We start from the raw sequence: 13,128 nt of genomic DNA, 5'->3' as shown, positions 1-13,128 counted from the left end.
CAGGGCTCTGTAGTAGCTGAATTTCTATTTTAGACCTACTTTTTCAAAATCAGGCCGAAAATGCTGCTCTTCTTCTTTAAAAATTCCCTCGCACGGTAAGCATGAAATTACGGCCGGGCGCACTGATGCCCGAGGCGTACACGCGGTAAAACTGGTCTAAAATGTTTTCCAGCGCAGCCTGTACCTGCACCCGCGGATGCACTTGGTAGGCGGTGCGTAAATTGAGGGTATACCATGCCGGTACTCCTTCAGGTGTAGCGTATTGCAGATTGTCTTCGCCTACAGGGTTGTAATCTTCCAGGCGCTTCCAGCCGTTGTACTGTACAAAGAATTCAGAGCGAAACTTGGGTAACGTCAAGAAGAAGCTGGTTTTGCCGTACACAGGTGGTATATGGTCTAGCGGAATATTGGCAGGCTCTCTCTGAATACGGCCATAGGTGTAAGTAAGCGTGGAAGAGAGGCGGAAAGCGGGAGTGACATCAGCGGAGAGGGAGCCGCTGAAACCGTAGACATAAGCTTTGCCTGCATTCACATTGGCAGTTACTCTGCTTAGCTGGCCGTTATACTCAATTTCTGACTGCCCCTGAAACACGAAAGGTTGTGTGGTGATGGCATTGCGGTACCAAGTGTAAAAGCCCGTGCCTTCTACCCGCACCTGCTGCGCAATGGTTTTCCCAACCGATAGTTCCGCATTGTAAGTGTATTCCGGCTTCAGGTCTGGGTTAGGCACAATCAACTGACCCGCCACCGATTCAAACACTTTGCCGAGGTCATCAATGTTAGGTGCTCTAAATCCCGAGGAAAGCACGCCAGTAAAGCGCCACTCCTGCCCCGGCTGAAAGACCAGACCCACGTTGCCGTTCAGGGCGGTGTTGTTTTGCTCAACCTCACTAAACGGAAATGGGAAGAACGTTTTGTCACTGGAGAAATCAGCCTGCAAGCCTACGCGGCTTAACCGGATGCCGTCAGAAAAAATCCAGCGGGGAGAGATTTCCCAGGTATGGGTGAAATAGGCAGCCGCCGAGTACATAGAGGAGCCACCCCCAGGATAGCGGGTGTCAAGGGGGTCTTGCTCTCCGGTAGTTAGATCGGTGCCGTGGGCAGCGGAGCGGACATCATTATAGGTTCCTTCCAGGCCATAGCGTAATTCGTGCTCCCCTAGCAGGCGGCTGGCATCGACGTTGAAGGTGTACACGTCTACCTGTTCAAACCGGTTCTGCAGCAAGCTTCTCCCGAAACGACGGTTGTGGCGACATTCTTCAATGTGCTGGTAAGCGGCGGTAAGTCTCAGGTTCTCTAACCAGCCCCTGCCCTGCGTATTAAATGTATAGGCGGCCAAAAGGCGCTCCTGCGGCCCGTAATACCACTGCGCATGGTTGAGATGGCCTAGATCGTTTATTTCAGAAAGGCGGTCGTAGCGTGGAATATTGGAAGAGGTGGAGTATTGCAGGTTGAGCAGGTGAGACGTTGTGGCCGAGGGTTTGAACAACACCTTCTGCAGTACATCATACTGCCGGTAGCCGCTTTGCTTCTGCACATTGATATTCTCGTTAGGCACCATGATATCCTGCCCGTTCTGCCGCTCGGCGTAAAATGGCCGCAGTCCCCAATCACCGTAAAACGGATTACGGTTGGCTCCTTGCCGCAGGTCACTGAAATCAGAATACGTGAGGCTGGTAAAACTCCCCCACCGGCGGCCGCCTACCGAAACATTCACATGCCCTGTTTTCTCATGGTTGGCAGTGGCGTAGCGGGTAAAGGCGTTTCCGGTTACCAACGTGCCGGCGGTGTCAGTGAGTACCGGGTTCTTTGTGTAGAAATGCACTACGCCGCCAAGGGCATCGGAGCCATACACGACAGAACCAGGCCCGAACACCACCTCCACTTTCTCCAGCGCCGCATTATCAATGGTGATTACGTTTTGCAAATGCCCGCCACGGTAAATGGCATTGTTTAACCGCACGCCGTCTACTACCATCAGCACTTTATTTGCTTCAAAGCCCCTGATGATGGGGCTTCCGCCGCCAGCCTGGCTTTTCTGCACCAGCACCTGTCCGGTTTGCTGCAGCACATCGGCGGTGGTTTGGTTGTTCTGGAACGCCAGTTCTTTCGCCTTGATCACCTGAATTTGCTGCGGCACATCGGCCCGCTTCTCCTCAAACTTACTCGCAGACACCACCACTTCTTCTAATGAAAAGCTGCGCTCTGTTAAGAATATTCGGCTCTGCAACGTATTCAACTGTGAAACGGCCACCGTTCTGGATTGGTAATCGAAACGATCAAACCTGAGGCTATCGTTCATATTTAAACCTGTTACCGAAACAAATCCCTTGGCATCGGTCAAGAATCCCTCACCCGCCGGTAGGGTTACCACCCGCACACCAGCTAAAGGCTGCAAATTGGTTTTATCCAGTATCTGTATCCGCTGACCAAATACACCCAATGGCAAAACCAACAGCAACACGGCCACCCAACCTTTCAGAGAACAGTTTGCCATTACTTGAGAAACATTTCCATTTTTATATCGGCGCGTTTGTACTCCTGAAGGTCTTCCGGCACCTCCACAAACCCGAGCCTGTGGTACAAATGCAGGGCTGTTTCTAGCCGCCGGTTAGAAACCAGGAATAAAGTCTCTGCCCCTAACTCTTTCGCTTTTTGAATTGCCGCCTCGCCCAGACGTTTACCTATTTTCAGTCCCTGCACTTTATCAGTCACGGCCATTTTAGCCAGTTCAAACGTAATGTCGTTTACTTTGATGAGAGCGCAGGTGCCAACAACTTCACTGTTGTATTCGGCCATGAAAATATGGCCTCCTTTGCTAATGATGTACCCGTCTGGGTCGCCCAAAGATTTGTGATCCAGCTCTTCCATTTCAAAGTAACGCTCAATCCAGGCTTGGTTCAGGCTACGGAAGTGGGTGGCGTGGGCGGGGGTATAATCTATAATAGATACAGCCGGAGCAGATGCAGTAGTGGTCATAAAGCAGAAAAAGTAAACCACAAAGATAAAGAACCCGCCTTTCTATTTCCGGCCCGTTTTCCTGAAAACAGACCAAAAACAGGAAGATTAGTACCGCACGGGCTCGCAAATTTCTTCGTCGCACACTAACCGGCTATACATAGGGTCTGCTAAAAGCTGCTGCATGGTGTAAACTTGCCCATTCACCTCAAAGCGGTCTAAAACCAGCCTTATACCGTGACTGTAGTCTGTGTACGAAGCCAGATGACACAAGTAAAGCGGCTGAATAGGCTTACCGTCTTTTTTATGCCAACCGTAAATTGCCACCCGATCAGTGTTTTCAGGATTTAGTAACCGCGGGCTGAGCACAACATCCTTTTTATGCCCTGCAATAAGTTTTCCCTTATGTTTTCCTTTTAGCTGTTGCTGAATAATTTGGTTGTGTTGCAGAAATGTAAGGGCGCTGTCACGGTTTTCGGTCAGTGGCCGTGGTTCCAGCTTTAGATCAGCGGCGGCATAAATGGCATCTACCACCTTACGGGTAGGCAATGTACAGCTCCAGGCCTGAGCAACAGCCTGAGCAGATTGCGGCTGCAGAGGCATCCGCACAAAATTATTATCACCCCCAACCGCCAAATAATCTAAAATAGCGTAACAGTAGCCTCGCAATGTGTCACCTTCCGGACCAAGGGCAACGAGAGGAACGCGTTTGGTGTGGCGCAGAAAATCTGGACCATTCCCTTCTTTCAACAATTGCTCCAGTACAAAAGCGTCTCGGTCTGCTGGCGCAAGCGGTGCTACAGCCTCTATTACCTGCGGCCCTGTCAGCTTGCTTTCCTGCGCAAGCGGTGGTTTAGCGCATTGCCACAACGCCAGGCAAACCCCAAGAGACAATAAACTATTTAGAAGCTGATTTTTGAAAAACGAGCCAAAAACAGCTTCTTTTCTGAATTCATTCATTCCCTAAAATAAGCATGCGGAACGAGTTCTGCTATTCTCCTGTTCAGAATAAAGCGCAAAAGCCATATATTTCGGCCCACTGACCTGTACTATCCATGAAAAAAAACTCCTACCTCCTACTGTTAAGCTTTCTGATGGCCTGCGCCGGACGCAAGCCTACCCCAGAGGCAACTTCTGCCGTTTCTGCCCCTTCTTCTGCCGCCACCTCTCATGTAGAGGCTGTTCGCCAGCAGTTTGCCCCCGATAAAAGAGTAGCGCTTTTCAATGTGTCTGCCAAGGGTGCCGTGCTCACCGGTGAAACCAATATGCCCCAAGCCAAGGCTGCATTGCTTGAGAGATTACGTACCGCTGGCATTTCTTACCAAGACAGCATAGCGGTGCTACCGGAAGCAGAGCTGGAGGGCAAGCATCAGGCAGTGGTAACATTGTCGGTGGCGAATTTACGCTCAGAGCCTAAGCATCCCGCTGAACTGGCCACTCAAGCCACCATGGGCACTCCCTTGAAAGTTTGGAAAGCACAGAGCGGCTGGTACTTGGTACAGACTCCTGACCATTATCTTTCTTGGGTAGACGGCAGCGGCATTAAACTTATGGATCAAGCGGCTTTTGCCAAATGGCAGGCTGGTGAGAAATTGCTATACACCCAACCATACGGTTTTGCTTACGCTACCCCTACCACACAAAGCGCCACAGTTTCAGATTTAGTTTATGGGGATGTGATGGTGGTGAAAAATCAGGGGAAAGGCTTCTTTGAAGTGGAGTTTCCCGATGGCCGTACCGCTTTTGTCTCAGAGAAAGAAGCGGAAAAATATGCAAAATGGGCTGCTACCCGCCAGCCGACTGAGCAGAATTTGGTTGAAACATCTAAGAAATTACTGGGCTTGCCTTACTTGTGGGGCGGTACTTCTTTCAAAGGCGTAGACTGCAGCGGCTTTACCAAAACAGTTTATTTCATGAACGGTCTGGTCTTGCCCCGCGATGCCTCTCAGCAAGTGCACGTGGGTGAGCTGATTGATACCAAAGATGGTTTCCAGAACATGCGCCCCGGCGATTTGCTGTTCTTCGGTTCACCGGCCAAAGATGGTCGTGGTGAGCGGGTAGTGCACGTGGGTATGTGGATTGGCAACAACGAGTTCATTCATTCCGCTGGCCGGGTACGTATCAGCAGCATGGATCCATCCGCTCCAAATTTTGATGAGCCTGAGCTTAAGCGTTTTCTGAGAGCCAAGCGCATATCTTCGCAAGCTACTTTACTTGACTTACGCACTGCTGCTCTTTATCAATAAAATTTAAGGTTAATGGCGGAGTTGGTAATTTTTTTTTAATAATTTGTCAATAATTACCTCTCCGCCTCTAACCTAACTATCATGAAAAGAATTTTACGTTTATCATTTTTGCTTTGCCTGCTACTAAGCGGAGCCGCCGCTTCTGTGCAGGCCCAGTCTGTTCACCAGGAACAGGCAGCCCAATACAGGCATCTAGATTTTAAGACTGATGCAGAATATGACCATGCATTAGGCCGTGACACAGAAGCTACCAAAAAAGCATCTGCTACTTTCAGCACTTACCGTAGAACGGGGCAACCTCTCTTAAAAAAAGTGTTTGGTTGGCACCCATATTGGTTAGGAACCGCTTACCGTACCTACGACTACAACAACATTAGCACTATTGCCTACTTCTCATATGAAGTAAACCCAAACACAGGCGGATACAGCACAATTCATAGCTGGCTTTCTACTGATTTGGTAGACATTGCTCATGCGGCAGGCACAAAGGTAGTGCTTACGGTTACCAACTTCGGAAACTCCAATAACGCCAAACTGCTTAACAGCCCAAGCAGCAAGAAAAACCTGATCAACCAGCTTATTACTTTAGTGAAAGCCCGCAACGCCGATGGCGTGAACATTGACTTTGAATCTGTAGGCGTAGCCCAGCGCGACAGCCTCACTAAGTTCATGAACGAGTTGGGTGACCGTTTTCATGCCGAGATACCGGGTTCAAGAGTATCTATTGCCCTACCTGCCATTCAGTGGACGGAAGTGTTTATGGTAAACCAAATGACCAGCGTAGATGATTTCCTGATTATGGGCTATGACTATCATTATGCAGGATCAGAGAAGGCCGGACCAGTCGCCCCATTGAAAGCCAGCTCATGGACTTACTGGGGTTCTACATTGAATGTCACTTACTCTGTGAACTGGTATTTGAACAAAGGTGTATCTCCTGACCAGCTCTTCCTAGCCGTGCCTTACTACGGCCGCCGCTGGGCCACTGAAAAAGGGACAGTTCCCTCTGCTACTCAAAACAGCATATCCGCCTCCACTTCCAGATTGTATAATGTAGCCAAAGAAGAAGCTGCTCAGTACGGCCGTAAATGGAGCAACGAAGGCGGAGTGCCGTATTACACCTACCAAAACAGCAGCGGCCAATGGTTTCAGGTGTTTTATGATGATGCGGAAAGCTTAGGGCTGAAATATGACCTGGTCAATGAGAAAAATCTAGCCGGCATAGGCATCTGGGCTCTTGGTTACGATAACACACCGGAGAACCCTGAGTTGAACAACCTGCTCCGCGAAAAATTCCCGCCAGCTCCGTTATCTGCCTCAGATGAATTGGAAGAAGGCCAAAGCGTAGCTTATCCTAACCCAGTGAAACGGGGGCAGCAGCTTTCCTTCAGCAACAAAATGAGCGGCGTACCTATGGCCTTAGCGCTACGTGATGCACTGGGCCGCCAATTCCCCACTCCAGTTCTTAGCTCCTCCGGAACTATCAGCACTGATGGTTTGGCTGCCGGCGTATACTTCTTAACAGTTACCACCTCCAAAGGAAGTAACACCCACCGGGTAGTAGTGGTAGACTAAGCTTTCAAGTTACCGTTCTCATGTTCCTGCTTTCGGGCTGTTTTTGAAAAAGCAACCCGAAAACAGGAACATCTTTTTTTAGGGAAAGCCTAATCAACGAAATCCGCAGGTTCAATCTAAAACTTCTGGTCTGCCATAGTTTATAGTAGCCAAACGTCTGCTTGCCCTATAAACTAAATAGAAGGTTGCTTTGTCAATTCAACTACAGCTGGCCACAAGATCCTTTCAGGATGACAAATAGGTTTTATGTTATTCTGCCCCTCTACTTAAGCCAAATTTAAAAGGCCTATGTTCTTGCTGCGCATTGCAAAAACATCGGCCTCTGTTATTTCTGTTTTGGGCCTGATTTCTGAAAAACAGGCTCAAAATAAATTCTAATATTTCTCGTGCACCTCAGTCATAATGCGGACCATTTCATTTCTTACATCAGAAGAACTGCCTTTGAAATTATTGTTCATGAAGCTATACAGCAGCAGCTTTCCGCTTTTAGTCCGGATAAAGCCGCTTTGGTTGTGCACGTGCGCCAGCGTTCCAGATTTCCCGAACACAAAAGGCGGTTCGGCTTTGTAGATGCTCCGGAAAGTGCCGGGGCGGCCGCCAGTGGCTAGCATGGGCAGTAACTGCTGCTCATTGGGCCGCTCTTGCTGCAGCTTCTGGAGTAGGGCAATGATACTGCGCGGCGTAAACATGTTCATGCTAGACAAACCGGAGCCATCTACCCAAACAGGGGCATCGGGCAAATCAGAAAGATAATTTTTGACTACGTGCCGAATAGCTTTTTCTACCGAAAGAGTGTCAGACAAGGTGCCGGAACAAAGAACCATCAGTTGCTCGGCAAACAAGTTATCACTCACTTGCAGCATGCGCTTGTACACGCTGTCACTTGGTAAGCCATAAAAGGTAGTGCCGTTCTGGGGCAATGGCCGTTTGAGAAGCGTCACCTTCTTTTTCAGAGTATCAGCTAGTAAACGCACGGTCAGGTCCGGCGAAGAGATAAAAGGCACCTCTGTTGAGAAAGTAGCGGAAGCGTGCTTCGGGAAGTAGGTGAAGTCATTCGTGCGCCAGGCCCGGCGAAAGCCATCTCTGAAAGGAGAGCTGGAGGAATCTACCGCCACATTTTTCTTGAACATTGATGGTGTGACGGAAATGGGCTGTTCTGCTCCGCCTCTGCGCATAAATTTCACAATGTTGCCGTGCACCGGGAACGGGCTCCGCTCGGGCTGGTAATAATAGTTGTAATCGTCCCAGCCCCAGTTGTTGGCGAAGGGTGTACTAGCCATGGGCGTTTCTATGTAAAACAGCTTCTCCTTGCGGTTTTTCAGGAAATCATACGCCACCTGATTTTTCAAATCCATGTGCGTGAAGGTAGGGTCGCCGGTGCCCCAGAAAATGAGTGAGTCGCCGCGCACCACGTACTTAAGCGCCGGAATAGAATCTCCCAGCATTTTCAAGCACGCATAAAACGTGAATAGTTTGGTGTTAGACGCCGGCACAAAATATTTATCAACATTATGCTCTACCACCATTTTACCTAGCTCAGGGTCATACAGCGCAAAGCCAATGAAACGGTTATTGATGCTGTCTGACTGTAGCAGGCGCTGCTTTATCACATCAGGGCCATATGGCGGAGGCGTAGCAACTGAGGCTGCAGGCGTGTTTTTAGAAGTAGTACAACCGGTAAGCAGCAGCAGGCTCAGCAAAGGTAAAAAGCACCACTGGCGCAGATGAATAAGGGTTCGCATAGTTTGGCAGTGTTTGGGAAGCGTAAGTAAAAGATTTATCTTTTATTCCTGAAGATTTCAGACACAATTCTCCAGATACCTGAAATTTAATTTTTTTTAAGAACAACCTGCGGCTTTGTAATAAAAATCTGACAAAATTTCCGTTACTGAAAAACAAAGTCTGTAATTTAAGGCTTTGTTTCGCTCACTCATTACCACAAACAGGCAAACATGATTTCTCGCTCCCGTCGCGATGTACTGGCTTCGCTTTCTTTGGCAGCCGCTGCCGTTCCCCTTCTGGGCTTTTCTCCTGTGGCTACCGCCAATAAGAGCCCAAAGACAATTCTGCCTCCGCGCCTGAAACCTGGCGACACAGTGGGTCTGATTTGCCCGGCCGGAGCGGCGTTTAGCAAAGAAACTGTGCAAATCACCAAAGAAAGCATGGAAGCTTTGGGGCTGAAAGTGAAGCTGGGCAAGCATGTATTTGACCGTATGGGGTCTCTGGCCGGTACCGACCAAGCCCGCGCAGCAGACGTGAACGCTATGTTCGCCGATAAAAGTGTGCAGGGCATTTTGGCCATACACGGCGGTTGGGGCTGCGCCCGATTGCTGCCGCTTTTAGATTATAAAACCATCCAGAAAAACCCAAAACCCCTCATTGGCTACTCTGACATTACTGCGCTTTTAAATGCTATCTATGCCAAAACGGGTTTAGTGACGTTTCATGGCCCAGTAGGTTCAGCCACCTGGAATAAATTCTCAGTAGATTCTTTTAAGCAGGTGTTGTTTGATGCCGCAGCAGCCACTTTTGAAAACCCAAAGGAAATTGGCGATAACCTAACCATCACCAAAGACCGCATTACCACCATTACCCCCGGCACCGCCCGTGGCACATTGGTAGGTGGCAATTTAACGGTACTTACTGCCATAATCGGTTCTGACTACCTGCCCACCTGGAAAGACAGCATCTTGTTTCTGGAAGACACCAACGAGAAAGTGTACCGCGTTGACCGCATGCTCACCCAACTGAAACTGGCAGGCGTGCTAGACCAGGTGAAAGGCGTGGTGTTTGGAAAGTGCACCGATTGCGGCCCCGGTGGCGGTTACGGTTCGCTTACTCTAGAGGAGGTTCTGGAACAACATTTGCAGCCCTTGAAAGTACCGGTGTACTCCGGCGCCATGATAGGCCACATATCTCATAAGTTCACAACACCAGTAGGGGTAGAAGCCGAAATAGACGCCACAGCCGGAACTATTCGTTTGTTGAACAGTGCGGTGGTGTAAGCTGAAAAGAATTAAAGCAAACATTCCCGATAAGTCCCCCTTTGAAGGGGACGAAACGTGAACATAAATAACACCCGTTTTCAGGCTGTTTTTCAAAAAGCACCCCTGAAACACCTAAACAAGTAGTACCACCCTTTCCATATATACTGATTGCTTTGAAAAAATACCGTAACCTCTCCCTCCTCTTAATTTTGCTCCTGTTGATAGGCTCGTTTCAGGTGCAGGCGCAGAAAAGAAACAAGAAAAAAGCAGCTCCGGCCAAGAAAGCCGCGGTAGCTGCCTTCAACCCGAAGACCGACCCGCCATTCTTGGCTCCAGTGGCCTCTAAATGGGTGGACTCTGTGTTCAATTCGCTAACGCCAGAAGAGCGGATTGCGCAGTTGATTATGATTCCGGTATACTCCAACAAGAATCAGGTGCACATTGACTCCATCAGTCGGCTCATTACTAACTACAAGGTGGGTGGCCTGATTTTCTTTCAGGGCGGACCGGTGCGGCAGGCGCACATGACCAACCGCTACCAGCGCGAAAGCAAGGTACCGCTCATGATTACCATTGATGCCGAGTGGGGTCTGGCCATGCGTTTAGATAGCACTACAAAGTTCCCGTACCAGATGGCTTTGGGTGGCATTGAAGACGAAAGCCTCATTTATGACATGGGTGCCGAGATTGCCCGACAGGCCAAGCGCCTGGGCATTCACGTGAACTTCGCGCCGGTGATTGACATCAACAACAACGCCAACAACCCAGTTATCGGGTTCCGCTCCTTTGGGGAAGACAAATACAATGTTACCAGCAAGTCCATCGCCTACATGAAAGGCATGCAGGACAACCGCATTCTGGCCAACGCCAAACACTTCCCCGGCCACGGCGACACCAACGTTGACTCGCACTACGGCCTGCCCGTGCTACACTTCTCTAAACTTAGACTTGATTCTACAGAGCTGTACCCTTTCCGTCAACTCATGAAAAATGGTTTGGGTAGTTTGATGGTGGCGCACATGAACATTCCGGTGCTGGACAACACACCCAACCTTGCCTCTACCCTTTCCAAAAGCATTGTGAATGATTTACTGAAGGATGAGATGAAGTTCAAAGGTTTGGTCTTTACCGATGCCTTGAACATGCAAGGCGTAGCCAAATTCTACAAGCCCGGTATTGTTGACGTGAAGGCCCTTTTAGCCGGCAACGATGTGCTTTTGAACACCATGGATGTGAAAACAACCATTGAGGAAGTAAAAAAAGCCATCGCCAACAAAGAAATTACCCAAGCCGAAATTGACGAGCGCGTACGCCGGGTATTGGCCGCTAAGCAGTGGGTAGGCCTTGACAAATGGGAGCCAATCGAAACCGAACACCTAATTGAAGACCTGAACAGCCCCCGCGCCGATTACATTAATCGTCAGCTCACCGAGGCTTCCATCACGCTGCTCCGCAACAAAGGAAATTTGCTGCCCCTCAAGGCGCTTGACACGCTAAAGATTGCCGCTCTGAGTTTAGGCACCAGCCGCGAAACCGAGTTTCAGCGCAGCTTGTCAAGGTACGCCAAGGTAGACACCTTCTTTCTGCCTCCTACCGCGTCTATAGCTGATTTGCAGCAGCTCAAAGACCAGCTGAAAGATTATAACGTGGTGCTGGTGGGCGTGCACAGACTGCAACTGAAGGCATCGGGTAACGGCACGTTTGGTATTACCGCTGAAATGAACCTGTTTCTGAAAGACCTTATCCGTTCTAAGCCAACAGTGGTGAGTGTGTTTGGTAACGTGTACAGCCTCACCCGCTTTGAAGATATTGAGAAAGCCCACGGTGTGTTGGCCACTTACCAAGAGAATGAGTTGACGCAGGATGTAGCTGCTCAAATTATCTTTGGCGGTGTGGGTGCCAAAGGCAAACTTCCGGTAAATGTGTCCAGCGCTTTCCGGATGGGCGATGGTTTGAAAACCGAAGGAGGTTTACGCTTGGCTTATTCTGTACCTGAATCTGTTGGTCTGAACTCAAAAGACTTAGCCGGCATTGATTCACTGGTTCACGCCGCCATTGCAGCCAGAGCCACCCCAGGCGCGCAGGTGTTGGTAGCCAAAGATGGTAAAGTGATTTACCAGAAATCGTTCGGGTACCACACCTATGAGAATGAAACCCCGGTTCAGAACACAGACCTCTACGATTTAGCTTCCGTAACCAAAATCACCACCTCACTGGCTGCTTACATGAAGTTGAACGGCGAAGGACGTTTTGATGTAGACCGCACGCTGGGCGAGTACCTGCCATGGGCCAAGGGCACGAACAAAGAGAACCTTAAGTTCAGAGACATTCTCACGCACCAGGCCCGCCTGAAAAGCTGGATTCCGTTCTGGAGAGACATGGTAAACGAAAAAAATGGCAAGTTTAAGCGCAACACGTTCTCACCAGATTCCTCGGCTAAGTTCCCCTACAAAGTGTCGCAGAATCTGTACATGCACAAAGACCTGAAAAACTGCGTGTATGATGCCATCTTCAAGTCACCGTTGAACGAAAAGCCTGGTTATGTGTATTCTGATTTGTCTTTCATACTGGCACCTAAAGTGGTAGAGAATATCACTGGCCAGGAATTTGAGACGTACCTGAAGGAAAACATTTACAAACCACTAGGCGCCCATACGCTCACATTCAACGCCTACCAACACTATCCATTGTCGCGCATTGTCCCTACGGAGTATGACTCTTTGTTCCGTAAAGAACTGCTGCATGGCACCGTGCATGACGAAGGTGCTTCTATGCTGGGTGGTGTGAGCGGACACGCAGGCTTGTTCGGCAACGCCAATGATTTGGCCAAAGTCATGCAAATGTACCTGCAAGATGGTGAGTACGCTGGCCGCCGCATCATTGCCGATGGCGTGGTGGAAACGTTCAGCAAGTGTCAGTTCTGCCCTGAAAATTACCGCGCCCTGGGCTTTGACCGTCCGTCTAAGCCGGGCAGCCAGAACGGCAATGCTGCGCCAAGCGCTCCGGCAGAAAGCTTCGGGCACACTGGTTTCACAGGCATTTACTCTTGGGTTGACCCGGTAAATGACATTGTCTACCTCTTCTTGTCTAACCGTGTGAACCCCACCCGCGAGAACCCCACCCTCAGCCGCATGAACACCCGCACCAACGTGATGCAAGTGGTGTATGATGCCATGGAGAAAGCCAAAGCTGAAAAAGCTCAGGCGGCTCCTGCTATTGGTAGTGGACGTTAGTAGTTTGACGTTAGATTTTAGACGCTAGACTTTATATTGGAAAGGGGCGGCTCTGGAAATTTCCAGAGCGCCCCTTTCTGTTTTTGGCTTCTTTTCAGAAAAGGAGGCCGAAAACAGAGAGAAATTTTA

Annotated in this window: 8 protein-coding genes; 4 read left to right on the top strand and 4 right to left on the bottom strand. The window is 49.6% G+C overall.

Features of this window, described 5'->3' with window-relative positions; all coding sequences use genetic code 11:
* Positions 1-76: 76 nt before the first annotated feature.
* The 3 genes from A8O23_RS16895 to A8O23_RS16885 form a co-directional block, all read right to left on the bottom strand.
* Positions 77-2,497: a TonB-dependent receptor gene (locus A8O23_RS16895; protein WP_082883126.1), complete on the bottom strand. Its 2,421-nt coding sequence runs from the start codon at positions 2,495-2,497 to the stop codon at positions 77-79.
* Positions 2,497-2,979 carry a GNAT family N-acetyltransferase gene (locus tag A8O23_RS16890; RefSeq protein ID WP_066623731.1) on the bottom strand — a complete coding sequence of 161 codons (483 nt, stop codon included), beginning with the start codon at positions 2,977-2,979 and terminating at the stop codon, positions 2,497-2,499. Before A8O23_RS16890 ends, A8O23_RS16895 begins: the two co-directional genes overlap by 1 nt.
* A gap of 87 nt (positions 2,980-3,066) precedes the next feature.
* Entirely contained in the window at positions 3,067-3,918 is an 852-nt protein-coding gene (locus A8O23_RS16885) for a hypothetical protein (RefSeq protein ID WP_066623729.1), read from the bottom strand.
* Positions 3,919-4,013: 95 nt separating this feature from the next.
* Between A8O23_RS16885 and A8O23_RS16880 the strand changes: the two genes are divergently transcribed.
* Entirely contained in the window at positions 4,014-5,204 is a 1,191-nt protein-coding gene (locus A8O23_RS16880) for a C40 family peptidase (RefSeq protein ID WP_066623727.1), read from the top strand.
* A gap of 81 nt (positions 5,205-5,285) precedes the next feature.
* Positions 5,286-6,779, top strand: a complete 1,494-nt coding sequence (locus tag A8O23_RS16875) for a glycosyl hydrolase family 18 protein (protein ID WP_066623725.1) — start codon at positions 5,286-5,288, stop codon at positions 6,777-6,779.
* Positions 6,780-7,153: 374 nt separating this feature from the next.
* Here the strand turns inward: A8O23_RS16875 and A8O23_RS16870 are convergent, their stop codons facing one another.
* Positions 7,154-8,521: a D-alanyl-D-alanine carboxypeptidase gene (locus tag A8O23_RS16870; RefSeq protein ID WP_074988421.1), complete on the bottom strand. Its 1,368-nt coding sequence runs from the start codon at positions 8,519-8,521 to the stop codon at positions 7,154-7,156.
* Positions 8,522-8,731: 210 nt separating this feature from the next.
* Here A8O23_RS16870 and A8O23_RS16865 point away from each other — a divergent pair, with 210 nt between their 5' ends.
* Both A8O23_RS16865 and A8O23_RS16860 read left to right on the top strand, forming a co-directional pair.
* Complete coding sequence (locus A8O23_RS16865) at positions 8,732-9,784, top strand: S66 peptidase family protein (protein ID WP_066623723.1); 1,053 nt, start codon at positions 8,732-8,734, stop codon at positions 9,782-9,784.
* Positions 9,785-9,939: 155 nt separating this feature from the next.
* Positions 9,940-12,999, top strand: coding sequence for a glycoside hydrolase family 3 N-terminal domain-containing protein (locus A8O23_RS16860; protein ID WP_066623721.1), 3,060 nt, complete (start codon positions 9,940-9,942; stop codon positions 12,997-12,999).
* Positions 13,000-13,128: the final 129 nt, after the last annotated feature.

It is taken from the genome of Rufibacter roseus (genome assembly GCF_001647285.1).
Lineage (GTDB): Bacteria > Bacteroidota > Bacteroidia > Cytophagales > Hymenobacteraceae > Nibribacter > Nibribacter roseus.
This window is presented reverse-complemented; position numbering and strand designations above follow the sequence as displayed.